The organism is Staphylococcus sp. 8AQ (assembly GCF_902506595.1).
Taxonomy (GTDB): Bacteria; Bacillota; Bacilli; order Staphylococcales; family Staphylococcaceae; genus Staphylococcus; species Staphylococcus pasteuri.
Window position 1 is genome coordinate 2,469,619 of sequence record NZ_LR733871.1, and the last position, 26,160, is coordinate 2,495,778.

The 26,160-nt window shown below is 32.4% G+C and carries 22 protein-coding genes, 1 tRNA gene, 1 rRNA gene and 1 other RNA gene; 18 read left to right on the forward strand and 7 right to left on the reverse strand.

Annotated features, from left to right (window positions below; genetic code table 11):
* Nucleotides 1-30 precede the first annotated feature (30 nt).
* The gene (locus tag GVY01_RS12035; RefSeq protein WP_017638302.1) at nucleotides 31-390 is read right to left on the reverse strand and encodes a DUF1304 domain-containing protein; all 360 of its coding nucleotides are present in this window, start codon (nucleotides 388-390) and stop codon (nucleotides 31-33) included.
* A 147-nt stretch (nucleotides 391-537) separates the two neighbouring features.
* On the reverse strand, nucleotides 538-738 hold the full coding sequence (locus GVY01_RS12040; RefSeq protein ID WP_017638303.1) for a cold-shock protein: 201 nt from the start codon (nucleotides 736-738) through the stop codon (nucleotides 538-540).
* Between the two features lie 374 nt (nucleotides 739-1,112).
* Here GVY01_RS12040 and GVY01_RS12045 point away from each other — a divergent pair, with 374 nt between their 5' ends.
* From GVY01_RS12045 to GVY01_RS12060, 4 genes are all read left to right on the forward strand, one after another.
* The gene (locus GVY01_RS12045; protein ID WP_017638304.1) at nucleotides 1,113-2,135 is read left to right on the forward strand and encodes a methionine ABC transporter ATP-binding protein; all 1,023 of its coding nucleotides are present in this window, start codon (nucleotides 1,113-1,115) and stop codon (nucleotides 2,133-2,135) included.
* A gap of 4 nt (nucleotides 2,136-2,139) precedes the next feature.
* On the forward strand, nucleotides 2,140-2,799 hold the full coding sequence (locus GVY01_RS12050) for a methionine ABC transporter permease (RefSeq protein ID WP_017638305.1): 660 nt from the start codon (nucleotides 2,140-2,142) through the stop codon (nucleotides 2,797-2,799).
* 38 nt (nucleotides 2,800-2,837) lie between these two features.
* The gene (gene gmpC, locus GVY01_RS12055; protein WP_017638306.1) at nucleotides 2,838-3,680 is read left to right on the forward strand and encodes a dipeptide ABC transporter glycylmethionine-binding lipoprotein; all 843 of its coding nucleotides are present in this window, start codon (nucleotides 2,838-2,840) and stop codon (nucleotides 3,678-3,680) included.
* Nucleotides 3,681-4,028: 348 nt separating this feature from the next.
* Nucleotides 4,029-5,033 (forward strand): LysM peptidoglycan-binding domain-containing protein, encoded by a 1,005-nt coding sequence (locus tag GVY01_RS12060; RefSeq protein ID WP_017638307.1) that lies wholly within the window; start codon nucleotides 4,029-4,031, stop codon nucleotides 5,031-5,033.
* Between the two features lie 185 nt (nucleotides 5,034-5,218).
* Here the strand turns inward: GVY01_RS12060 and GVY01_RS12065 are convergent, their stop codons facing one another.
* Both GVY01_RS12065 and GVY01_RS12070 read right to left on the reverse strand, forming a co-directional pair.
* A complete protein-coding gene (locus GVY01_RS12065; protein ID WP_017638308.1) occupies nucleotides 5,219-6,727 on the reverse strand; it encodes a glycosyltransferase in 1,509 nt (502 codons plus the stop codon).
* Nucleotides 6,728-6,956: 229 nt separating this feature from the next.
* Nucleotides 6,957-7,241 carry a hypothetical protein gene (locus GVY01_RS12070; protein WP_017638309.1) on the reverse strand — a complete coding sequence of 95 codons (285 nt, stop codon included), beginning with the start codon at nucleotides 7,239-7,241 and terminating at the stop codon, nucleotides 6,957-6,959.
* 164 nt (nucleotides 7,242-7,405) lie between these two features.
* On the opposite strand from GVY01_RS12070, the gene GVY01_RS12075 reads away from it, so the two are divergent.
* The gene (locus tag GVY01_RS12075; protein ID WP_017638310.1) at nucleotides 7,406-7,792 is read left to right on the forward strand and encodes an NUDIX hydrolase; all 387 of its coding nucleotides are present in this window, start codon (nucleotides 7,406-7,408) and stop codon (nucleotides 7,790-7,792) included.
* Between the two features lie 12 nt (nucleotides 7,793-7,804).
* On the forward strand, nucleotides 7,805-8,269 hold the full coding sequence (locus GVY01_RS12080) for a GNAT family N-acetyltransferase (protein WP_017638311.1): 465 nt from the start codon (nucleotides 7,805-7,807) through the stop codon (nucleotides 8,267-8,269).
* Nucleotides 8,270-8,327: 58 nt separating this feature from the next.
* Here GVY01_RS12080 and GVY01_RS12085 read toward each other — a convergent pair whose 3' ends face one another.
* The 3 genes from GVY01_RS12085 to gltC form a co-directional block, all read right to left on the reverse strand.
* Nucleotides 8,328-9,101, reverse strand: a complete 774-nt coding sequence (locus tag GVY01_RS12085; RefSeq protein WP_017638312.1) for a YibE/F family protein — start codon at nucleotides 9,099-9,101, stop codon at nucleotides 8,328-8,330.
* Nucleotides 9,098-10,210: a YibE/F family protein gene (locus GVY01_RS12090; RefSeq protein WP_159333785.1), complete on the reverse strand. Its 1,113-nt coding sequence runs from the start codon at nucleotides 10,208-10,210 to the stop codon at nucleotides 9,098-9,100. The genes GVY01_RS12085 and GVY01_RS12090 overlap by 4 nt, the downstream gene beginning before the upstream one ends.
* A 141-nt stretch (nucleotides 10,211-10,351) precedes the next feature.
* The gene (gene gltC, locus GVY01_RS12095) at nucleotides 10,352-11,227 is read right to left on the reverse strand and encodes a glutamate biosynthesis transcriptional regulator GltC (protein WP_017638314.1); all 876 of its coding nucleotides are present in this window, start codon (nucleotides 11,225-11,227) and stop codon (nucleotides 10,352-10,354) included.
* Between the two features lie 193 nt (nucleotides 11,228-11,420).
* On the opposite strand from gltC, the gene gltB reads away from it, so the two are divergent.
* The 12 genes from gltB to GVY01_RS12155 all read left to right on the forward strand — a co-directional run.
* Nucleotides 11,421-15,917 (forward strand): glutamate synthase large subunit, encoded by a 4,497-nt coding sequence (gltB, locus tag GVY01_RS12100; RefSeq protein ID WP_159333786.1) that lies wholly within the window; start codon nucleotides 11,421-11,423, stop codon nucleotides 15,915-15,917.
* Nucleotides 15,918-15,932: 15 nt separating this feature from the next.
* Complete coding sequence (locus GVY01_RS12105) at nucleotides 15,933-17,396, forward strand: glutamate synthase subunit beta (RefSeq protein WP_017638316.1); 1,464 nt, start codon at nucleotides 15,933-15,935, stop codon at nucleotides 17,394-17,396.
* A 53-nt stretch (nucleotides 17,397-17,449) separates the two neighbouring features.
* Nucleotides 17,450-17,542: transfer RNA gene (locus GVY01_RS12110), tRNA-Ser, on the forward strand.
* 310 nt (nucleotides 17,543-17,852) lie between these two features.
* Complete coding sequence (treP, locus tag GVY01_RS12115) at nucleotides 17,853-19,289, forward strand: PTS system trehalose-specific EIIBC component (RefSeq protein WP_017638317.1); 1,437 nt, start codon at nucleotides 17,853-17,855, stop codon at nucleotides 19,287-19,289.
* A 75-nt stretch (nucleotides 19,290-19,364) separates the two neighbouring features.
* Nucleotides 19,365-21,002, forward strand: a complete 1,638-nt coding sequence (treC, locus tag GVY01_RS12120; RefSeq protein ID WP_017638318.1) for an alpha,alpha-phosphotrehalase — start codon at nucleotides 19,365-19,367, stop codon at nucleotides 21,000-21,002.
* Nucleotides 21,003-21,026: 24 nt separating this feature from the next.
* Complete coding sequence (treR, locus tag GVY01_RS12125) at nucleotides 21,027-21,761, forward strand: trehalose operon repressor (RefSeq protein ID WP_017638319.1); 735 nt, start codon at nucleotides 21,027-21,029, stop codon at nucleotides 21,759-21,761.
* 90 nt (nucleotides 21,762-21,851) lie between these two features.
* Nucleotides 21,852-22,121, forward strand: an RNA gene (gene ffs / locus GVY01_RS12130) — signal recognition particle sRNA large type.
* Between the two features lie 159 nt (nucleotides 22,122-22,280).
* The gene (locus tag GVY01_RS12135) at nucleotides 22,281-22,811 is read left to right on the forward strand and encodes a GNAT family N-acetyltransferase (RefSeq protein WP_017638320.1); all 531 of its coding nucleotides are present in this window, start codon (nucleotides 22,281-22,283) and stop codon (nucleotides 22,809-22,811) included.
* Between the two features lie 70 nt (nucleotides 22,812-22,881).
* The gene (dnaX, locus tag GVY01_RS12140) at nucleotides 22,882-24,582 is read left to right on the forward strand and encodes a DNA polymerase III subunit gamma/tau (protein WP_017638321.1); all 1,701 of its coding nucleotides are present in this window, start codon (nucleotides 22,882-22,884) and stop codon (nucleotides 24,580-24,582) included.
* Nucleotides 24,583-24,672: 90 nt separating this feature from the next.
* Entirely contained in the window at nucleotides 24,673-24,990 is a 318-nt protein-coding gene (locus tag GVY01_RS12145; protein WP_017638322.1) for a YbaB/EbfC family nucleoid-associated protein, read from the forward strand.
* 4 nt (nucleotides 24,991-24,994) lie between these two features.
* Nucleotides 24,995-25,591 (forward strand): recombination mediator RecR, encoded by a 597-nt coding sequence (gene recR, locus GVY01_RS12150; RefSeq protein WP_017638323.1) that lies wholly within the window; start codon nucleotides 24,995-24,997, stop codon nucleotides 25,589-25,591.
* A 471-nt stretch (nucleotides 25,592-26,062) separates the two neighbouring features.
* Nucleotides 26,063-26,160: ribosomal RNA gene (locus tag GVY01_RS12155) — 16S ribosomal RNA — on the forward strand; the annotation flags it as partial.

Genomic DNA, 26,160 nt, shown 5'->3' on the forward strand with positions numbered 1-26,160 from the left:
TTAAATCGAGTTTCGATTTAACGGAAATAATTAAAAAATTAATGATAAGAGAGCTAGAATTGGTAATAGACCTTGTTTAATAATGATAGACTTTTGACTTGTTAAACTACCATAGATTGCAACTATAATCATATATACAAGAATACATATAATGAGTTCTCTAGGATGATTACTAAAAAATGTCGCATAAATTACGAAAAGACCGAGAAGTCCATTATAAATACCTTGATTTTTCATTAATGTATTTAAATTGTTATCTTCTAATGCAGATTGACTCATTTTAAAAGTTTGACTAGTTTTTTTAGAGCTTGTCATAAATGTTTGAAGTATCATAATAAAGATAAACTCAATTGCTACAAGTAGTGTCAAAATAGTTGAGAGTAAACTCAAAGTTAAATCATTCCTTTATGTATTAATAGTTATAACAAAAATGTAAAAGATATATTTTCTAATAATAGATGTATAAGAAGACTGACTAGAATTTTATTAAATTTAAGCATAAAAAAAGCAACCATTACGGTTGCTTTGAAAATGTTATTACATTTTTACGACATTAGCTGCTTGTTCTCCACGATCGCCTTCAACGATGTCGAATTCAACTTTTTGTCCTTCTTCTAATGATTTGTATCCTTCTTCAGCGATTGCTGAGAAATGTACGAATACGTCATTTCCATCTTCTCTTTCGATGAAACCAAAACCTTTTTCTGCATTAAACCATTTAACTGTACCGTTATTCATATCGAATACCTCCGTGTGCTTTTGCACTAAATATTTGTAACAAATTTCATTAATCAAAAGGAGTATATTCTAAACAAATAAACTTCAATCAAATTCACGACCTTTTATTACGTTAGATTAACTATACACCCTTAAACTAGATAAGTAAAGTAAGAATTATAATTAATGTTAATTATTGATAGATAATCGGTATAGATGAAATGGGGTTGTTGTTGAAAACTGTTAATTATTATGGAACATCTAAAACAAAGAAGTTAAAATAATTGCTATTTTTAGAAAAATCAGAAAATGGTGTTGACTAGATCACGCCCTTACAATATAATGCAAATATTCAGATAATAATTATCGGGATTAAAACAGGAGGAGGGTTATGATTGATTGAATTTAACAATGTAAATAAAGTATTTCATAAAAAGAAAGAAAAGATACATGCATTGAAAAATATATCATTCACGATTAATCAATATGATATTTTCGGTGTCATAGGGTATAGTGGCGCAGGTAAAAGTACCTTAGTTAGATTAGTGAATCAATTAGAACATGCTACTGATGGACAAGTAATCGTTGATGGACATGAAATTAATACATATAAGGAAAGAGAATTACGTAAAGTTAAAAAAGATATCGGTATGATATTCCAACATTTTAATTTATTGAATTCTAAAACAGTCTTTAAAAATGTAGCAATGCCCTTAATTTTAAGCGGAAAAGATAAAAAAGAAATTCAAGAAAGAGTGGATTCCATATTAAAATTTGTTGGTTTAAGTGATAAAAAGAATCAATTTCCTGATGAATTATCGGGTGGACAGAAACAAAGAGTTGCCATTGCTCGTGCCCTAATAACTAATCCTAAAGTGTTGTTATGTGATGAAGCAACAAGTGCACTTGATCCTGCTACAACCAATTCAATATTAAACTTATTGAGTAATGTAAATAAAACATTTGGCGTAACAGTGATGATGATCACACATGATATGAGTGTTATACAAAAAATTTGTAATAGAGTAGCAGTTATGGAAAATGGCGAAGTAGTTGAGATAGGTGACGTTAAAGAAGTATTTAGCAATCCTAAAACCAAGACCGCTCATAACTTTGTAACTACTGTAGTCAATATGGAACCTTCTAAATCACTCATAGATTCTTTTAATCGTTATAAAAATGAAAGTGATATTGATTTAAAATTATTTATTGATCAAGAACAAATTGAATATCCTTTATTAAATGAAATGATAAACAACTATCATTTAAATGTGAACGTCTTGTTTTCATCTATGTCTGAAATACAAGGAGATACGGTTTGCTATATGTGGATTCGTATCAAAAAAGATGAAAATTACAAGAAATTCAATCTTAATTCATTTTTTGAAAATAACAAAATACATTATGAGGAGGTTTAGATAAATGTTTGGTTCTAGTTTAGATTCATCACAATTAATACAAGCGCTATATGAAACACTCTATATGGTTACAGTAGCATTGGTCATTGGTGCATTAATCGGCATACCACTAGGGGTATTACTAGTTATTACTAGGAAAAATGGGATTTGGCCCAATGCGATTTTACATCAAATACTTAACCCCATCATAAATATATTAAGATCTATACCTTTTATTATTTTACTAATTGCAATTATACCTTTTACCAAAATGTTGGTAGGTACTTCTATAGGTACGACTGCTGCAATTGTTCCTTTAACAGTGTATGTTGCACCTTATATTGCAAGACTTGTAGAAAACTCATTATTAGAAGTAGATGATGGTATCATAGAGGCCGCAAAAGCAATGGGAGCGTCTCCTATACAAATTATCCGTTATTTCCTACTTCCAGAAGCATTAGGATCACTTATTTTAGCAATTACAACTGCCATTATAGGCTTAATAGGAAGCACAGCAATGGCTGGAGCTGTTGGTGGCGGAGGTATAGGTGATTTAGCACTTGTATATGGTTACCAACGTTTCGATACAATCGTCATCGTCATAACTGTAGTTGTATTAATTATAATTGTACAAATTATTCAATCACTCGGTAATTTTATTTCACGTAAAATTAGAAGAAATTAAAATCTATTTATTTCCATGATATAGGAGGCGTAAACAATATGAAGAAAATTTTAGGAGTAATTATTTTAGCGGTATTAGTATTATCTGCTTGTGGTGGGAAGAACGACAAACAAGTTACAGTTGGTGTAGCATCTAATGACACTAAAGCATGGGAAAAAGTGAAAGAACTAGCTAAAAAAGATGGTATCGATGTACAAATCAAGCATTTTTCTGATTATAATGTTCCGAATAAAGCATTAAGTGATGGAGACATCGATATGAATGCCTTTCAACATTTTGCGTTTTTAGATCAATATAAGAAAGCACATAAAGATGCCAAAATCTCAGCAATGAGTACAACGGTATTAGCACCTTTAGGTATTTATTCAGATAAGATAAAAGATATAAAAGATGTGAAAAAAGGAGCTCAAGTAGTTATACCAAATGACGTATCAAATCAAGCACGTGCACTTAAATTATTAGAATCAGCAGGCTTAATTAAATTGAAAAAGGATTTTGGTTTAAATGGCACTACAAAAGATATAGTTGATAACCCTAAAAATTTAAAAATTAAAGCAGTCGATGCACAGCAAACTGCACGCGCATTATCAGATGTAGATATATCAGTTATTAATAATGGTGTGGCGACAAAAGCAGGAAAGAATCCAAAGAAAGATCCAATTTATTTAGAAGATCAGAATTCTGATGCAGTACAACCGTACATTAATATTATTGCAGTTAATTCAAAAGACATAGATAATAAAACTTACAAAAAAATAGTTAAGTTATATCATTCAAAAGAAGCTCAAAAAGCATTGAAAGAAGATACTAAAGATGGCGAAAAACCTGTAGATTTATCTCAAAAAGAAATTAAAGATATTGAAAAAGAACTAAAAGAATAATGATTAGTCTTACATCGAGATAGTAAGAAGTATACATTTTCAAATTGTTAGAAACTATAACAAAAATGTATTTGCCTTACTTTCTCGATGTTTATTTTATGAAAGCAAATAATTTTAAAAGTAACATTATGAAAAATAAAATGTAATTTGTAACTTTAAAGTGTAAAGAGGAAATGTGCAATTTATATAGTAGAAATGTATTTTATGTAAGAATCAATTTGATAATATTATTATATTTGTAATCATAATGTCATGAAATACAAATATCATATACATATAAAACAAGTATAATAGATATTGTATAAATAATCCGAGATATAAATAGAGTATTTTAGGAGGAATAAGTAATTGAATAAAAAAATTATTGCTGCAATCGTTGGAACTAGTGCAGTAAGCGCTATTGCAGCAACGCAAGCCGATGCAGCAACAACGACACATAAAGTTAAAAGTGGAGAGTCACTCTGGTCTATATCGAATAAATATGGTGTTTCCGTTTCGAAATTAAAATCATTAAATGGAATGACATCTAATATAATATTTCCAAATCAAGTTTTAAAATTATCGGGATCAACTAGTAGTACGAGCAAACCAAGTAATTCAACTTCAACAAGTAGTTCATCTACTTATACAGTTAAAGCAGGAGATACATTATCTTCAATTGCTTCTAAGTATGGAACGAGCTATCAAAACATAATGAAATTGAATGGTTTGAATAGCTTTACTATTCATCCTGGACAAAAATTAAAAGTATCAGGAAAAGCTACTAGTACAAGTAAGCCAAGTAGCTCAACAACTACAAGTGGTAGTTCATCAACGTATACAGTTAAAGCAGGAGATTCATTATCTTCAATTGCGGCTAAATATAACACATCTTATCAAAAAATTATGAGTTTAAATGGGATGTCTAACTTCTTTATTTACCCTGGACAAAAGTTAAAAGTAACAGGAAGTGCTACTGCATCTAACACTGGTTCTAGTAATGCAAGTGCAAGTAATAATGGTTATAAAACACCTGTTTTCAATCATCAAAACTTATATACATGGGGACAATGTACTTATCATGTATTTAACCGTCGTGCTCAAATCGGTAAAGGTATTAGTACATATTGGTGGAACGCTAACAATTGGGATAACGCAGCAGCAGCTGATGGTTACACAATTGATGGTAAACCAACTGTTGGTTCAATCGCACAAAGTGATGCAGGATATTATGGTCATGTAGCATTTGTAGAACGTGTTAACAGTGATGGTAGTATTTTAATTTCAGAAATGAATTGGGCTGCTAAACCTGGAATTGTAACATATAGAACAATTCCATCATATCAAGTAAGCTCATATCGATACATTCACTAATAAATAGATATAACAATGGACTACTGATTAAGTTAATTAACTTTTTCAGTAGTTTTATTTTTTATTCATATAAATTGGATACGTGAAATTAGAAGTAATGACTATTGTAGAGAATTCAATCAATTATATTATTCACAAATAAAACATCCACCTCACCTTTGAATAGGTAAGATGGATGTTTAGCATTAAATTACATTTAAATGTTCAAGCAATTGCTTATAGTTATTTACTGCTGATGAATAATAAAGTTTTTCATTATTTTTAACATTTGTTAATGGATGTTCGATAATTTGAGTCATATATTCAGCCAACTGATTAATATTGTTGGCTTCTACTAAGTAACCGTTTTGACCATGGTCAATAATTTCATTCGGACCGTATCTAACATCGTACGAAACAACTGGACAACCCATTGAAATACTTTCCATAATCGTTAAACCAAATCCTTCGTAGCTACTTGTTAAGAGAGATGCTTTAGATTTTTTGAATTCTGCTAATGGATTCGATGTATATTTGTGAATACTCACTTTGTCATTTAACTGATATGTTTCAATTAAATCATCCATCATTGCTCTTTGATTATCCACATCTCTACCGAAAAGCGCCAATTTGGTCTGATGACCACTTTTAAGAAATTCATTATAAGCTTTGAGTAAGTGATCTAATTGTTTTTCTTTACTGAATCTACCTATAAACACGAAGCGGTCTTCTTTTTCATCGTCTTTAGTTGGCTCTTTAGCTGTAGTATCCTCAATAAAATGTGGTATAAGTGTAAATTGGTTATCTGCAATATCGTACATTTGTTGGATATCTTCTTTTTGTTGCTGAGTCAAAACGATAAATTTTTCTACATTTTCTTTATGTTCAAAGGCGTATTTAAATGATTTTTTAATTTTTTTACCAGATAAGTGTGAACTATGCAGAACTAATATGTTTCGTGTTTGATGTGATTGGGAGAGTAGCGGATCGTCTAAAAGTCTAGCATCGCAGAATACGATATCATCATCATTGAATTTATGTTCAAAATAGTATTTTGCAAAAGCTTTGTCGTCAGAGAAAGTTTCATAGACTTCTCCATTTTTAAGCAATTTAACGAGATTCACACTATTTTTATCATTATCTTTAAAATGACGTTCACAGTACATTTCACCGTCAGGGTAAAACATCATTTCCTGGCTTTTCTTTTTTGAACCGTCAAAATAGTGAAGTACTCTATGTAAATAACCATAAGAGTTGTATTCATGACGCATTGTTTTCATACCTGTTTCTGGAGAGATAACATCTTCGTAATGTAATATTGAGTTGTTAGAAAAATATTTTCTAAAACGTACTAATTGATGATTTTTGTCATAATATTTAATTTCATGATTTTGAGGATTTTTTTCAGCTTTAAGACCAGAAATACGTTTTGATACTTTGTTATATTTTGGTTTCTTTAAAATTTTGGTCTTTGGAACATCATAAATTTTGAAATTTGTTAACCATTCATAAATATTTTCAAATTCTATATTATCTGTAACTTTATGATCTTCTAAAAATTTTTTATAAATATTGGGATAGTTTCTATTATAATTCGTCGTCAAAATTTTAGTTGGTACATTAAATTCCTCATCGATTAATTTTATTCTTCTTAATAAGGCTTGTGTTCTACCACCGTGTGAGGGAGGTAAAGTGGACGTGACTGTATAAATCATGTTGCAAGCTCCTTTCGGTAGTATCCATAGATTATTATAAAATGATAAATTCAACATTATTCAATTTTGAATTATTGTCATAGTAAGATTTTTTAATGAAAATTACAAATATTTTGATAAATAGTTGTTTGAAGTAAAATGTAAAAAGAAGAAAGATATTAATTGGTTGATATGAATGAATATAGCCTAAGACTTCGATGTCCTAGGCTACTAAAAATTTTATTTGTGCTTATTTGAAATCATCTGAGTATTCATTTTTAACTTTTCTAAAGCTAGTAAATAAACGTGTACCATTAATTGCAAAAGATACTAAAGCGTTTAATTTACGGAATTTACTAGCAGATTTAATTGATACATAGAAGTCTATTATTGTTCCTAATGCACTTAAACCTAATGATAAATAAACAAGTTGTTTATTTTTTGCATCATATCTAATACCATTATATCCATCAACAATAAAGCCTGCGATTCCAAATAAATTTGATAAACGTGTTGTACTTGATTTTGTTGCCATGATTTTCCCTCCAATGTAAAACTTTTGATTATACTGATTACCCATATTTTATTAATTATACACTAAAAATTATAAAATGATGAAACAAACCTTTAGGGGAATTATGATAACATAATACTAAATATATTTTGAATTTTAAAATATTTGATAAGGGAGTTAATGACATGATTAAGTGTGTTTGTTTAGTTGAAGAAACCAAAGACAAAATTTTACTTGTACAAGTGCGTCATCGTGAAAAATATTATTTCCCGGGTGGTAAAATTGATGAAGGAGAAACACAATTAGAAGCACTAATCAGAGAACTTAAAGAAGAATTGAATCTTCACCTTTCAGAAACTGAGTTATCATATATAGGTACAGTAGTAGGAAAGGCGTATCCTCAGGAAAATATGCTTACAGAACTAAACGGATATCGTGCTACAACAACAATCAATTGGGATAATATACATACAGATAATGAGATTACTGATATTAAGTGGTTTGATAAAGATGATGTTGATATGATTGCACCTGCCGTTTTAAAATGGATTAATGAAATGTCTACAGAGTAAATAGGTGAGACTATGAATATATTGAAATATGAAACTAAATATTATGATGCAGTAAAATCAATAGAACTATTAGAAGAAGATTTACGATTTGCTAAACCGCCATTAGAAAACTTAGCATCTGCAAGGAAAAATGAAAATAGACATCCTACTCTAGTGATGGAAGGTCAGCAATGTTTGGCTTTCTTTACTTTACATGAAGGTGATGGCCCAGAATCGTATTCATCTAATCCTAATGCCATTTTCTTTAGATCATTTGTTGTAGATTCTCGTTATCGTGGTAAAGGCATTGGTAAATATGTAATACAACAACTTGATCAGTACATTAAAGAAGTATATCCGCATATTAATGAAATTGTTTTAGTTGTAAATACTGATAATCCAAAAGCAAAATATATATATGAACAAGCTGGCTATCGACATACAGGTAAATCTACAATGATAGGTAAACCTGTTTATGTTATGTCACATACAATTTAAAAAGCAGAACGTAGATAAGAATGATGAAGCATGTTTCATTCCTACGTTCTGCTTTGTTTTATTGTTTTGTATTTGGCTGATTTATTTTTCTTTTAATTAAAAATGCAGTTATCCATGCGGTGATAGGGATACTTATAGCAACAGCGATACCACCGAATAGGATTGAGATAAATTCTTGTGCAAATATTTTTGAATTAATGATATGACCGAATGAATAATTGAGTTTGAAGAACCAGAAAAACAAAGTCAACTGACCGCCAAAATAGGCCAAGTATATTGTGTTTGCAGATGTGGCTAAAATTTCTCTACCTACACGCATCCCTGATTGGAATAATTGATGTTGACTTAAATTTGGGTTCGTCTCATTGAGTTCGTACATAGGTGAACTAATGGTTATGGCTAGGTCGATCACTGCAGCTATCACTGCTAAAACGATAGTAAATATCATGAATTGGACCATGTTGATGCCAATGTTCATTGAGTATACATATGTTTCGTCTTGTTGTTCTGTAGCGAAACCTTGTAAATGACCAACATTTACTGAGATGTATATGGCTAAAATTAAAATTACTGTCGTTACAAGTGTGCCTATAAAGGCGGCTTGTGTTTTAACGTCGTAACCGTTTAAGATGAATAAATTACATGCAGCTACAACGATACAAAATATAATTGTCGTGAGATAGATAGGGACTCCAAAGATAATCATTAAGATGCTAATAATGAGTACAATAAAGTTTAAGAATAATGTAGCAAATGATATTAATCCTTTTTTACCACCAAAAATAATCATTAATATTAATAATAAGAGACCTAATATAGTAATAGCACTCATCGTTGATGCCTCCTTACTTTAAACCATAATTCCATTAGAGCAATCGTAATTGGAATCGTTAAGACAATACCAATACCACCTATTAGAGCGCGGGCAACTTCTAATGACCAATTCATAGAAATAGTATAAGTAATGGTATTAGCATTTTTTAAATAAATAAGGAACATAGGCAAACTACCAGCTAAATAGGAAAATAATAAAATATTTGTCATTGTTCCCATAATATCTTGCCCAATGTTTCTTCCAGCAAGAGCCCATCTTTTCATACTAATTTGTGGTGTGCGTTGGAGTATTTCATTCATACCACTAGCAATAGTGATAGCAACATCCATCACAGCTCCTAGTGAACCAATTAACACAGAAGCTAAAAATACATCTTTAGGTGGTAATGTTAGGAAACTCATCGTTTCATATTTAATACCGTTGCCATGTGTCATACGAATGACTAGCTCAGCAATACCTATACAAAGGAAGGTTCCGGCTAATGTTGAGATAATAGTGATAAGTGTACGCATTCGCCATCCAATAACGAGTAATAGAGTGAGCGTTGTCGATACAATCATAGCTATTACCATTAATAAGAATAGACTAGTGCTACCTATTTGATTATGAATGTATATGGCTCCTAATACTGCTATTGAATTTAATATGAGTGACAGAATGGATTGCAAGCCAACTTGTCTACCTACTAATAGTATAGTAATAAGGAAAACACCGGTTATAAGGACGACAAGACTATCACGCTTTTTTTCAATAATATAAGCATCATTCGGTTTTTTAGAGATATGTAATAAAACTTTATCGTTTTTAGAAAAACGTTCTGAATCAGCCTGTGACTTAACATAGTCGTTAGTAATCGTTGATTTAGCGCCTTCAAATTTACCATTCAAAATTTGGATAGTAAGTCGATCTTTATATTTGATATCTTTGTTATGCTGTTCGTCAGTCACATGTTGTGTATTGACTCTTTGTACATCTGTAACTTTACCTATAGGCATTGAGTAGAACTTTTCATTAAATAAAGTAAAGATAAATAATCCTATAAATAGGAAGATGAATATCATAACAATCCAATAAAATTTAGTTTTGAAAAAGGTATGGAATTGCATTCAATAACCCTCAATTCTTCAGTTAGAATAATAGAATGATTATACGATTATTTAATTTATATTTCAAAAATTAACGTAGCCTTTAATTTTTAAGGCTATAAAAGTTGTCTATTTAAATTAGTTCATTTGATGATTTCATATTTAATGATATGTAGATGTTTTGTTGAATAAGGTTTTTATTGTTTGTAATGCTATTGGTAAATCTGGTTTGAGATTTTCCTTTTTAGCAATAACGCAAATTGTACGCTTTAATTCCGTATGACTAAGTGATACCTTAGTCCATTGGTTTGACTGTTTATCTAATGAAATCGTTTGGGGGGTAATAACTACACCTCTTTCATTCTTTAAAAGATATTGTGCTAATTGTATATCTGTAATCGTACGGATTGAAGATGACAATTTATCTTTAATAGACTCTGGTAATGCTGTTAGACAGTATACATTTTCTTGTTGTAATTGTTGCAATTGTGGTTGTAACGCGAATGTAATTGGATTGTTTTTGTTTGAATATAAGTAATAGTGTTCTTCAAATAAAGGCGTCATAATTAGGTTTGTATGATGCTTGATTTGATCGGTTAATTCAACAATGCCAATATCTATTTCTCCCGCTAAAACACCTTCTAAAATAGTTTCATCCTCGCTTAAGTCTGGAAAAATAAGACTTTCTGTTTGCTGTTCAAATGTTTGGACAAGTCGTCCTAGTATATTGGAAACGTCACTTTCACTATAGGATAAATAAATACTTTGATTACTCAATATATTTTGATGCTGAAATAATTGAACAGTTTTATCAAACTGATCCAAAATTTTAGTTGCCTCTTCTAGTAATTGTTTGCCCTCAGTTGTTAATAAAATATTTCGACCTCTTCTTTTAAATAAAGAGACGTGTAGTTCCTTTTCTAATTGGGTTATTTGGCGGCTTATAGCTGATTGAGCAATGTTTAATTCTAGTGCAGCTTCTGAAATATGTTCGCGTCGAGCGACTTCTACAAAATATTTAAGTTGTTTTATTTCCATGATTAAACCCCTCGCTTTAACAATCCATGCTTCTAGATTACATTTAACACTTATTATAACAGTTTATACACAAATCATTCTCTTTTTTAGATAAATATTATCTAATTTATATATTGAACAGATGAAAAAATTACATTATATTATTTATTATCATGTATCAATTGTCAGAAAATTCTAAAAGGGAGTGTGCATCATGTATAATGAGAGGCTAAAAAAGGGATTATACGACTATCGTGAGGAACATGATGCTTGTGGTATTGGTTTTTACGCTAATATGAATAATATTAGAACTCACGATGTTATTGGAAAATCATTGGAAATGTTGTGTAGATTAGATCATCGAGGCGGTGTTGGCGCTGATGGAATGACTGGTGATGGTGCGGGGATCATGACAGAAATTCCTTTTGAATTCTTTGAACATTTCTCTGATTTAGAGCTTCCAGATGAAGGCGAGTATGCTGTTGGTATGTTTTTCTCTAAAGAGAGATTGATAGGAAGCAATCATGAAGCTGTATTGAATCAATATTTCGAAAATGAAGGACTAAAAATTATTGGATACCGGGATGTGCCGGTCAATAAAGAAGCAGTAGCACAACATGTTGCGGATACAATGCCTTATATTCAACAAGTATTTGTAGATATTAGACACGTTAATCATATAGAAAAACAACTTTACTTAGCTAGAAAGCAAATTGAATTTTACGCTGAAAACGAAGACTTGGAACTATATTTTACAAGTTTGTCCCATAAGACGATTGTTTATAAAGGTTGGCTGCGTTCGGACCAAATTAAATCTTTATATCTGGATTTAACGCATGAATCTTATCAATCTAAACTTGGACTTGTTCATTCAAGATTTAGTACGAATACATTTCCGAGTTGGAAACGAGCGCATCCAAATAGGCTCCTCATGCACAATGGAGAAATTAATACCATAAAAGGTAACGTGAATTGGATGCGCGCACGTCAAAATAAATTAGTTCGTACATTATTTGGTGAAGACCAACATAAAATACACCGTATTGTCGATGAAGATGGTAGTGATTCTTCAATTGTAGATAATGCATTGGAATTTTTATCTTTAGCAATGGAACCGGAAAAAGCAGCGATGTTATTAATTCCAGAACCGTGGCTTTATAACAAATCTAACGACAAAGAAGTACGTGCATTTTATGAATTTTATAGTTATTTAATGGAGCCATGGGATGGCCCGACTATGATTTCATTTTGTAATGGGGATAAAATTGGCGCTTTAACAGACCGAAATGGTTTACGTCCAGGTAGATACACGATTACAAAAGATAATTACATTGTATTCTCATCTGAAGTGGGAGTTATAGATGTACCTGAATCTGAAGTAGCATTTAAAGGACAATTGAACCCTGGTAAGTTATTATTAGTTGATTTTAAACAGAATAAAGTAGTTGAAAATAATGATTTGAAATCAGAAATTGCAAGCGAACATCCTTATTCGAAATGGATACATACAGATAAATATGACGCCAATATTGAGAATACTGAATACCGTTCAAGTCTTTTAGATTCAAAGACGTTGTTAAAATTGCAAAATCAATTCGCTTATACGAAAGAAGAAATCAATAAATATATCGTTGATTTAGTAACTCAAAAGAAAGATCCGATAGGGGCGATGGGCTATGATTCACCTATCGCAGTCTTGAACGATAGACCTGAAACCCTATTTAATTATTTTAAACAGTTATTTGCACAAGTGACTAATCCACCTATTGATGCATATAGAGAGAAAATCGTTACAAGTGAGCTATCTTATCTAGGTGGAGAAGGTAACCTATTAAGACCAGATCAAACTGTACTACATCGCGTTCAACTTAAAAGGCCTGTAATGACAGAAGCACAGTTAGAAGTTATCGATGTAAAGAAATTTAAAACAACATATGTATCGACAATTTATCAAGATAATTTAGAACATAGTCTTGATTTGTTGGCAGAAACGGTTATACAACATGTTAAAGATGGTGCAGGAATTATTGTATTAGATGATAGTTTATTAGAGTCTAATGAAGGATTTGCAATGCCAATGTTATTAGCAGTAAGTCATGTTCATCAATGTTTAATACGTGAAGGACTAAGAATGGAAACAAGCATAGTTGCAAAATCAGGAGAAACACGCGAAGTACATCATGTAGCATGTTTATTAGGTTATGGAGCTAATGCAGTTGTACCTTATTTAGCACAACAAACAGTAGAACAATTAACCATTAATAATCAATTATCAGGAACGGTTGCAGCTAATGTTAAAACTTATACCGATGTTTTATCAGAAGGTGTAATCAAAGTAATGGCCAAAATGGGTATTTCAACAGTTCAAAGTTATCAAGGGGCACAAATTTTTGAAGCTGTTGGTATATCACAAGATGTTATTGATAAATATTTTACAGGTACACAATCTAAAATTTCTGGTATTAGTATTCAACAAATTGATGATGAAAATAAAGCTAGACAGAGTCATCATTCAGATTATTTAGCACCTGGTAGTACATTCCAATGGAGACAACAAGGTCAACATCATGCCTTCAATCCACAGACTATTTTTCTATTACAACATGCTTGTCGTGATAACGATTATAAGTTATTCAAACAGTATTCAGATGCGGTCAACTATCAAAGACAAGATTTTATACGTCATTTATTGGAATTTAAGTCTTGTAAACCAATTGATATATCTAAAGTGGAACCAGCCTCTGAAATTGTAAAACGATTTAATACTGGTGCCATGAGTTATGGTTCTATTTCAGCAGAAGCACATGAAACATTAGCACAAGCGATGAACCATCTAGGTGGTAAGAGTAATAGTGGAGAGGGTGGCGAAGATCCATTACGTTATCAACCTCAAAAAGACGGTAGTAGTAAAATAAGTGCTATCAAACAAGTAGCGTCAGGTAGATTTGGAGTAACAAGTGATTATTTACAACATGCGAAAGAAATTCAAATCAAAGTAGCACAGGGTGCTAAACCAGGGGAAGGCGGTCAATTACCAGGATCTAAAGTATATCCATGGATAGCCGAAACAAGAGGATCTACACCAGGTATAGGATTAATTTCACCGCCACCACACCATGATATTTATTCTATTGAAGACTTAGCACAATTGATTCATGATTTGAAAAATGCGAATAAAGAAGCGGATATCGCTGTTAAGCTTGTTTCGAAAACAGGTGTAGGAACAATTGCCTCAGGTGTAGCTAAAGCTTTTGCTGACAAAATTGTAATCAGTGGTTATGACGGAGGTACAGGGGCATCCCCTAAAACGAGTATTCAACATGCAGGGGTGCCATGGGAAATCGGATTAGCCGAAACCCATCAAACATTAAAATTAAACGATTTACGTAGTAGGGTGAAATTAGAAACAGATGGTAAATTACTCACTGGTAAAGATGTAGCGTATGCATGTGCGCTTGGAGCGGAAGAATTTGGATTTGCAACAGCACCGTTAGTTGTACTTGGATGTATTATGATGCGTGTTTGTCATAATGATACATGTCCAGTGGGAGTTGCTACTCAAAACAAAGATTTACGTGCGTTATTCAAAGGTAAAGTACAGCACGTAGTTAATTTTATGTACTTTATTGCAGAAGAATTAAGAGAAATACTTGCATCTTTAGGATTGAGAACAGTTGAAGAATTAATAGGACGTACAGATTTATTACAACGTGCCTCACATATAACACCTGGTACTAAGGCTGCATCTATTGATATTGAGCGTTTGCTAAGCATAGTAGAAGGACCAGATACTAAACAAATTGCGCAAGATCATCATTTAGATGAAGGTTTTGATTTAAATTATTTATATCCTGATGCTATACAAAGTATAGAAGCAGGACGTGCATTTTCAGGAAGTTATACAGTTAAGAACGTACAACGTGATGTTGGCGTAATTACTGGTAGTGCGATTGCTAAACAATATGGGGAAAAAGGATTGCCTGAAGATACAATATATGTACATACGGAAGGTCATGCTGGACAGAGTCTAGCAGCATTTGCACCTAAAGGGTTAACCATACATCATAATGGTGATGCGAATGACTATGTTGGAAAAGGGTTGTCTGGGGGAACGGTGATAGTTCAAGCGCCAAATCAATCACGTGAAAACGAAATTATCGCAGGAAATGTTTGTTTCTATGGTGCGTCGAAAGGTAAAGCTTTCATTAATGGTAAAGCTGGCGAACGTTTTTGTATCAGAAATAGTGGTGTCGATGTAGTAGTTGAAGGTATTGGTGACCATGGACTTGAATATATGACAGGGGGACATGTATTAATTATTGGTGACGTTGGAAAGAATTTTGGTCAAGGTATGAGTGGTGGTGTTAGTTACATCTTCCCAAGTGATGTTAATGAATTTAAAGAAAAGCATGCACTTTCTACTTTGGAATTTAGTGATGTGACATATGAAGAAGAAAAGCAATTTATTAAATCAATGCTAGAAGCTCATGTGAAATATACACATAGTTCAAAAGCACAAACACTACTACAACGCTTCGATCAAATTTCAGAATCAGTCGTAAAAGTGATACCTAAAGATTATAAATTAATGATGCAAAAAATTGATATTCAATTACGTCATCATAATCAAAAAGACGAAGCAATGTTAGCAGCATTTTATGATGAAAGAACAAGTATAGATACAAAATTAAAACCGGCAGTAGTTTATTAAGAAAGAGGGATTATCATGGGCGAGTTTAAAGGGTTTATGAAATATGAAAAACAAGCATTATCAGAGTTGTCTTTGATTGATCGTCTTTCAAACCACAAAGCATTTCAAAATCGATTTTCAAAAGATGATGCTTCAATTCAAGGTGCAAGATGTATGGATTGTGGTACACCATTTTGTCAAAGTGGATTATCCTATGGGAATGAAACCATAGGATGTCCAATTGGTAATTACATACCTGAATGGAATGATCTTGTTTATCGTGGTGACTATAAAACTGCCTACGAAAGACTTAGCGAAACTAATAATTTTCCGGAATTTACAGGGCGTGTATGTCCAGCACCATGTGAACATGCATGTGTGATGAAAATTAATAGAGAGTCAGTAGCGATTAAAGGTATTGAACGAACTATTATTGATGAAGCTTATGACAATGGCTGGGTTAAACCGAAATATCCTGAAGCGGATAGAAATGAAACAATTGCAATTGTTGGAAGTGGTCCGGCCGGTTTGACAGCAGCAGATGAACTTAATCATCGAGGATATAAAGTGACAGTATACGAACGTGCTAAAGAACCGGGTGGATTATTGATGTATGGTATTCCTAATATGAAGTTAGATAAAGATGTTGTAAGACGTCGTGTCAAATTAATGGAAGAAGCTGGCATTACATTCAAAACAGGTATAGAAATAGGTGTAGATATCAATCGTGAAGAATTAGAAAAGATGTATGATGCAATAATTCTATGCACTGGTTCTCAAAATGCTAGAGACTTACCTTTAGAAGGACGTATGGGTTACGGTATACATTTTGCAATGGATTATTTAACTGAACAAACTCAATTTTTAAATGGTGAAATTGACGAGGTAACAATAACAGCTAAAGATAAAAATGTCATCATTATCGGAGCAGGTGATACAGGTGCAGACTGTGTTGCTACTGCATTACGTGAAAATTGTAAGTCTGTCGTACAGTTTAATAAGTATACGAAATTACCAGAAGAAATCACTTTTGAAACCAATACGTCTTGGCCGTTAGCCTTACCAGTATTTAAAATGGATTATGCTCATAAGGAGTATGAAGCACGTTTTGGTCAAGAACCACGTGCTTATGGTGTACAAACGATGAGGTATGATGTGGATCATATTGGTAATGTTAGAGGACTCTATACACAAGTAATTAGTGAAACTGAAGATGGAACTGTAATGGGAGAAGGGTCAGAGAAGTTTTGGCCTGCTGATTTAGTATTACTTTCCATTGGTTTTGTAGGTACTGAAACTACAATTCCACAATCATTTGGTATTAAAACTGAAAGAAATAAAATTATTGCTAATGATAGAGATTTTAGAACGAATCATTCGAAAATTTTTGCTGCTGGTGATGCTCGAAGAGGTCAAAGTCTTGTTGTTTGGGCTATTAAAGAAGGTAGAGCAGTGGCTGATGCAGTTGAAAGTTATTTAAATCAAAAAATTCTAGTGTAAAAAAAGAATTGACTTTTAATGAACGCTATTATAATATATTTATTGTGTTCAATGGAGGAATACCCAAGTTCGGCTGAAGGGATCGGTCTTGAAAACCGACAGGGCCTTAACGGGCCGCGGGGGTTCGAATCCCTCTTCCTCCGCCATTAGAATTTTAAATCCAAGACTAATAGATATAAAAGGCAAGTATTCATTTATTAATGAGTATTTGCCTTTTTTATTTGTTTTTGGAGTCAGAAACCCTCATCTTTAATGCATTAGTAATGTCCGTATACATTTGATAGATACAGGTCTTAACCGCGCAATCCATAATTAATTCTTAACTGTTAAATCAATATTAATAATGGCGTATTTGTGAATTTAATATTGAAGATTAACTCTACTTTTTTTGAAAGCCTTTACATAACTTGTCTAGACAAGTTATAATCAATATAAGAAAACAAAGGAGTGACGGCTATGGCTGTAAATAATAAAGATGTGAAAGCCATTGTAGACGCAATTGGGGGCAAAGAAAATCTAGACACTGCAACACACTGCGTGACAAGGTTACGATTAGTGTTAAAAGACGATAACAAGGTAGATAAAGATGCATTAAGTGATAATCCTTTAGTAAAAGGACAATTCAAAGCAGATCATCAATACCAAATTGTTATTGGTCCGGGGACAGTTGATGAAGTCTACAAACAATTTGTAGCAGAAACCGGAGCAGAAGAAGCATCTAAAGATGACGCTAAACTAGCTGCAGCGAAAAAGGGGAATCCTATACAAAGATTGATTAAATTGTTAGGGGATATATTTATACCAATCTTGCCAGCGATTGTAACTGCAGGTTTATTAATGGGGATTAATAACATTTTAACCATGGAAGGTCTTTTTGGTCCTAAAAAGTTAATAGAAATGTACCCGCAAATTGCGGATATTTCAGATATGATTAACGTTATAGCTAACACAGCCTTCATTTTCTTACCAGCGTTAATTGGTTGGAGTAGTATGCGTGTGTTTGGAGGAAGTCCGATTTTAGGTTTAGTATTGGGACTTATTTTGATGAATCCACAACTTGTCTCTCAATACGATATCGGTAAAGGACATATACCAACTTGGAATTTATTTGGATTAGAAATTAAACAATTGAATTATCAAGGACAAGTTTTACCAGTATTATTAGCTACATATGTTTTGGCAAAAATTGAAAAAGTACTTAATAAAGTTGTACATGATTCCATTAAAATGCTAGTTGTCGGTCCAGTTGCACTGTTAATAACAGGCTTCTTGGCATTTATTGTTATCGGACCAATTGCCTTAATATTAGGTACAGGAATTACAAATGGAGTAACATATGTTTTCGAACATGCAGGTTGGTTAGGTGGTGCCTTATATGGTTTATTATACGCGCCACTTGTTATCACAGGACTGCACCACATGTTCTTAGCTGTTGACTTCCAATTAATGGGTAGTAGTTTAGGCGGTACATATTTATGGCCAATTTTAGCCATTTCTAATATTTGCCAAGGGTCAGCAGCATTTGGTGCATGGATTGTCTACAAACGTAAGAAGATGGTTAAAGAAGAAGGACTTGCATTTACTTCAGGTATTTCAGGTGTATTAGGAGTTACTGAACCAGCATTATTTGGTGTGAACTTACCATTGAAATATCCATTTATCTCTGCAATTCTAACATCAAGTGTACTCGGTGGATTCATTGGTGCTAATAAAGTATTAGGTAAAGTGGGTGTTGGTGGTTGGCCAGCATTTATTTCAATAAAAAATGAATTTTGGTGGATTTATGTCCCGGCTATATTAGTGGCTACGATTGTCCCAGCAATTTTAACGATAGTATTTTCAAGATTTAGTAATCAAAAAGCCAAAAAAATGGTCGATACATCTAACTCATAAAATTAAAGCGTTCATGTTTAGCAAACCTCTGAACGCTTTTTATTATTAAACAATGTACAAAAAGGTGGTTTTACAATGAAAGAACAAGACTGGAGAAAGTCAGTAGTTTATCAAATATATCCTAAGTCATTTAATGATACAACGGGAAATGGTGAAGGTGACCTCAAAGGTATTATAGAAAAACTCGACTACTTACAATTTTTAGGAATTGATTATATTTGGTTAACACCTATTTATGAATCACCAATGAATGATAACGGATATGATATAAGTAATTATCTGAAGGTTAATGAGAATTTTGGTACATTAGACGACTTTAAACTCTTGGTAAAAGAGGCACATCAAAGAAATATTAAAATAATGATGGATATCGTCATCAATCATACATCAACTGAACATCAATGGTTTAAAGAAGCGATTAAATCTAAGGATAGTCCATACCGTGATTATTACTTCTTTAGATCATCAGAAGAGGGGCCTCCAACCAATTGGGAATCTAAATTTGGTGGGAATGCTTGGAAATATGATGAACAAACAGATGAATATTATTTACATTTATTCGATGTTACGCAAGCTGATTTAAATTGGGATAATCCCGACGTACGACAAGCATTATATAAAATTGTAAATCATTGGATAGACTTTGGTGTGGATGGATTCCGTTTTGATGTGATTAATCTTATTTCTAAAGGTGAATTTAAAGATTCTAAAAAAATTGGTAAAGAATTTTATACAGATGGCCCAAGAGTACATGAATTTTTACATGAGTTAAATCAAAATACATTTGGAAATAAAGACATGATGACTGTAGGTGAAATGTCATCTACAACAATTGATCATTGTGTTAAATACTCTAATCCTAATCGACAAGAATTAAGTAGCGTATTCAATTTCCATCATTTGAAAGTTGATTATCCTGATGGAGAAAAATGGGCTAAAGGGAAAATGGATTTTCATCAGCTTAAAGAAATATTAATGAATTGGCAATTGGGTATTTACGAAGGTGGAGGTTGGAACGCAATATTTTGGTGTAATCACGATCAACCACGTGTTGTTTCGCGTTTTGGAGATGATAGTTCAGAAGAGTTACGTCAAGCAAGTGCAAAAACTTTAGCCATTGCACTACATATGTTGCAAGGTACACCCTATATCTATCAAGGTGAAGAGATAGGTATGACAAATCCTCATTTTAAATCAATAGAGGAATATAGAGATATAGAATCTTTGAATGCTTTTCATTATTTGAAGAGCCAAGGTTATTCAGAACAACACATTCTAGAAATATTAGACCAAAAATCACGCGATAATTCTCGAACACCAATGCAATGGGATGATTCAGAAAATGCAGGTTTTACTTCAGGAGAGTCATGGATTGCTACTGCCGATAATTATCAAAAGATTAATGTTGAACAAGCAATGAAAGATTCCGAATCCGTTCTGCATACTTATAAAGCATTAATAAATTTAAGACATCAAAATGATATTTTAACTTATGGTAATATAGAACCGATGTATATGGATCACAATCAATTATTTGTATATCGTCGACATTATCGTCATCAAACTTGGTTAATTATAGCTAATTTCTCAAAAGATGAAGTCACTTTACCTGATGGCTTAGATATATCAGGAGATACTATTATTCAAAATGGAACTGTAAATCAGCATAAAATATCAGGATTTGGCGCGATTGTTATAGAAATAGCAAAGTAAATACGATTAAAAGAGGAATACACCATGGTACAAAAGAAATTCATCACAATTTATGAACAATTGAAAAATCAAATCTTAACAGAAGTATATGGATATAGTGAGCAGCTACCTTCTGAAAATGAATTAGTTACAACATATGGAACTTCGAGAGAAACTGTTCGTAAAGCGCTGGACTTATTAGCTAATGATGGTATGATTCAAAAAATTAGAGGTAAAGGTTCTGTTGTAATATACCAAGGGATAACTGAATTTCCTTTTTCAGAATTAATTAGTTTTAAAGAGATACAACATCAATTGGGTTTAAAACATCATACTGAACTTGTGATTAATGAAGAAATAAATGCCGCTGATGCAGAAAAAGTACAATTTGAATTAGGTTTGGAAAAAGATGATAAATTAATTCATGTTATTCGTACACGTTCTATAGAAGGAAAAGTAAAAATTTTAGATGAAGATTTCTTCGTAAAATCTATTGTTGGAAACATTAGTGATGAAGTAGCAAGACAATCCATATATGATTATTTAGAAAATGATTTACAACTAGAGATTAGTTATTCGAGTAAATCAATTACTTTTGAACCATTTTCAAAGATAGATGATGAGGTATTTGGCGATATTAATCCGCCTTATACCGCTACTGTAAGAAGTACAGTCTACTTAAAAGATACAACTCAGTTTCAATACAATATATCTAAACACATTGCGACAGATTTTAAATTTAAAGAGTTTTCTCGGCGTCGTGAAAATCTTATCCAGTAGTTTCTTTAATATAATAGTTCTAATAGATATTTTTCAGAATAAGATTTTAAACTTGCAAACAATAGAGGAATTATAGTATTATAAATCTTACCGTGCTAGGTGGGGAGGTAGCGGTTCCCTGTACTCGAAATCCGCTTTATGCGAGACTTAATTCCTTTGTTGAGGGCGTATTTTTGTGAAGTCTGCCCGAAGCACGTAGTGTTTGAAGATTTCGGTCCTATGCAATATGAACCCACGAATCATGTCAGGTCCTGACGGAAGCAGCATTAAGTGGATAATCATATGTGCCGTAGGGTAGCCGAGATTTAGCTAACGACTTCGGTAACGTTTGTGATATACGTTCGATACAAAGGTGCACGGTTTTTAATTTTAAAAAACTAATTATACAAAATATAGATTTGAGCGACTTATTTTCGATGAGTCGCTCTCTTTTTTATAAATAGATAAATATGACATAATTTGATAAAGTTAAAGCGATATATAAGTGCAATAGCTAATGACAAACATGGTGGTGAAACAATGCAAATATACTTGAGTACCTTAACCGAAGTGGATTATGAAGAATCGTTGAATAGTATTGAAGAAAACTATGATGATCAACCTGAAGCGAGTTGGCAAGAAAAAGCACTTGTTAAAAAATTAAGGAAATCAGATGACTATAATTATGAATTAGAAGTCATTGCGAAAAATGAGCAAAATAAAGTTATTGGACATGCATTACTAATAGAAGTAAGTGTTACATCGGAAGAAAAGAAATATACAGCTTTAACCATCGCGTCTTTATCAGTAAAAAAAGAATTAAGAAATCAAGGATTAGGTAAAGCTCTTGTGCAAGCTGTTGAAGAACGAGCTAAATCCCAAGATTATACAACGATTGTTGTTGACCGAGAACAAGACTATTTTAAAAAGTTAGGTTATCAACTGGCTAGTGAATTCGGCTTATATTCAGAATATGGAGATGAGTCACAACCTTTACTAGTGAAATTTCTATGGGATAACTTAATAGATCCACCAATTGGAAAAGTAAAATATCCAAGTATTATGCGTTAACACACTTTTATTGATGAACAAGTTTACGTGCGTGATATAATAGAATGTAATTGCTAATGGAGGTGCTAAGTTGAATTATCAAGCGTTATATCGTATGTATCGCCCTCAAAGTTTTGATGATGTTGTTGGTCAAGAACATGTAACTAAAACTTTGCGAAATGCGATTTCTAAAGGGAAGCAATCTCATGCTTACATATTTAGTGGCCCAAGAGGAACTGGGAAGACGAGTATTGCTAAAGTATTTGCGAAAGCTATCAATTGTACAAATAGTTCGGATGGAGAACCATGTAATGAGTGTGCGATTTGTAAAGGCATTACGCAAGGTACTAACTCTGATGTTATTGAAATTGATGCCGCAAGTAACAATGGTGTAGACGAAATTAGAAACATTAGAGATAAAGTTAAATATGCTCCAAGCGAATCAAAATATAAAATTTATATTATAGATGAAGTTCACATGCTGACTACTGGGGCTTTTAATGCATTGTTAAAAACATTAGAAGAACCACCTGCACACGCGATTTTTATTTTAGCGACAACTGAACCTCATAAAATTCCACCAACGATTATTTCAAGAGCACAAAGATTTGATTTTAAAGCAATCAGTTTAAATCAAATTGTTGATCGTTTGAAATATGTAGCTGATTCACAATCATTACCATACGATGATGAGGCCTTAGAGTTTATTGCCAAGGCATCTGAAGGTGGTATGCGAGATGCGTTAAGTATTATGGACCAAGCTATTGCGTTCGGAGATGAACACTTAACTTTACAAGATGCGTTAAATGTTACAGGCAGCGTTGACGAAGCGTCACTTAATGAATTATTTAAAGATATTGTTGAAGGTGATGTTAAAGAATCATTTAATAGATATCACCAATTTGTTACAGAAGGTAAAGAAGTTAATCGTTTGATTAATGATATGATTTATTTTGTTAGAGATACTATTATGAACAAAACGTCTAACCAAGACGTTGAATATGATGCACTTATTCATTTTGACTTAGATACCTTATATCGTATGATTGATATCATTAATGACACATTAGTTTCTATACGTTTTAGTGTAAATCAAAGTGTTCACTTTGAAGTACTGTTAGTAAAATTAGCGGAAATGATTAAAGCTAAACCAGAAACAGTACAAAATGTTGCGACTACACAAGTTGCCACAGAGCCTAATAATGATGTTTTATTACAACGTATGGAACAATTAGAACAAGAACTTAAAACCTTGAAATCTCAAGGAGTGGCTACATCAGGACAAACGCAACAACCTAAAAAACCTGTGCGTAGTCAACAACGCTCTAAAAACGCATTTTCAATGCAACAAATTGCAAAAGTTTTAGATAAAGCGAATAAGGATGACATTAAGTTACTTAAAAATCATTGGCAAGAAGTAATTGATCATGCTAAAAATAATGACAAAAAATCTTTAGTGAGCTTACTTCAAAATTCAGAACCTGTTGCTGCTAGTGAAGATCATGTACTAGTTAAGTTTGAAGAAGAAATTCATTGTGAAATTGTTAATAAAGACGATGAAAAACGTAATAATATAGAAAGTGTTGTTTGTAATATCGTCAATAAAACAGTCAAAGTGGTAGGCGTGCCTTCAGACCAATGGTTACGTGTTAGAGCTGAGTATCTCCAAAATCGTAAACAAGATCAACATCATGAAGCGGAAGAAAATGAAAAAGAACCAGAACAAGAGGATATAGCACAAAAAGCAAAAGATTTATTTGGCGAAGAAACAGTTCATATGATAGATGAATAGCCACACATGACAAGGCTAATATTCGTATGTATAATATAAACAAAGTAATAATTTAAAGAATATGAAGGATTATAAGGAGGAAATGGAATTATGCGCGGTGGCGGAAATATGCAACAAATGATGAAACAAATGCAAAAAATGCAAAAGAAAATGGAACAAGAACAAGAGAAATTAAAAGAAGAACGTGTAGAAGGTACAGCAGGTGGAGGCATGGTTACTGTAACAGTTACTGGCCACAAAGAAGTTGTTGACGTACAAATCAAAGAAGATGCTGTAGATCCAGATGATGTTGAAATGTTACAAGACCTAGTATTAGCTGCTACAAATGAAGCAATGAATAAAGCTGATAAATTAACACAAGAACGTCTAGGTAAACATACTCAAGGCTTAAACATCCCTGGAATGTGATAATATGCATTATCCAGAACCAATATCCAAACTTATAGATAGTTTTATGAAATTGCCAGGCATTGGTCCTAAGACAGCTCAACGTCTGGCTTTTCATACATTAGATATGAAAGAAGACGACGTTGTTCAATTTGCGAAAGCACTTGTAGATGTTAAACGTGAACTTACTTATTGTAGTGTTTGTGGACATATTACAGAGAAAGATCCTTGCTACATTTGTGAAGACAAACAACGAGATCGTTCAGTAATCTGTGTTGTTGAAGATGATAAAGACGTTATCGCAATGGAAAAGATGAGAGAATTTAAAGGATTATATCATGTGTTACATGGATCTATTTCTCCAATGGATGGTATAGGTCCGGAAGATATCAATATACCTGCATTAGTCGATCGACTAAAAAGTGATGAAGTTAAAGAATTAATTTTAGCGATGAATCCTAACTTAGAAGGTGAGTCAACGGCGATGTATATTTCAAGACTTGTAAAACCTATTGGGATAAAAGTAACGCGTTTAGCCCAAGGTTTATCAGTTGGTGGAGATTTAGAGTATGCTGATGAAGTGACCTTATCCAAAGCAATTGCCGGTAGAACTGAAATGTAGTTTAAACGCTGATATGTATAGTATCAGCGTTTTTTATATTTCTTAATAAAAATTTAAAAAAAGATAAAGTTTGTAAATTAAAGGTTTATCTTAGGGATAAATGAGTAATTCTATGGAATATATAATCAAAAAATGAACTTTATATAATGGATAGTCTATATCGTTCGGCATATGATTAAATAGGCGTTCTCGTTTGTTAAGAAAGTGTAAATTTTACTGTTGTTAAAAGCTTTGTGAGCCTGTATAGTATATATTTGTTGAGCGGAACAAAGCGAAACACAAACAAAACACTTCAAAAATTAATTATAAAAAGTTGTTGACTTTAAAGTTGATAAAGCGTATAATTAATTCTTGTTGGTAAAGAAATGAACATTGAAAACTGAATGACAATATGTCAACGTTAATTCCAATAATGTAACGAAAGTTACAACAATTAATTTAGTTTTATGAGCTAATCAAACATCATAATTTTTTATGGAGAGTTTGATCCTGGCTCAGGATGAACGCTGGCGGCGTGCCTAATACATGCAAGTCGAGCGAACAGATAAGGAGCTTGCTCCTTTGACGTT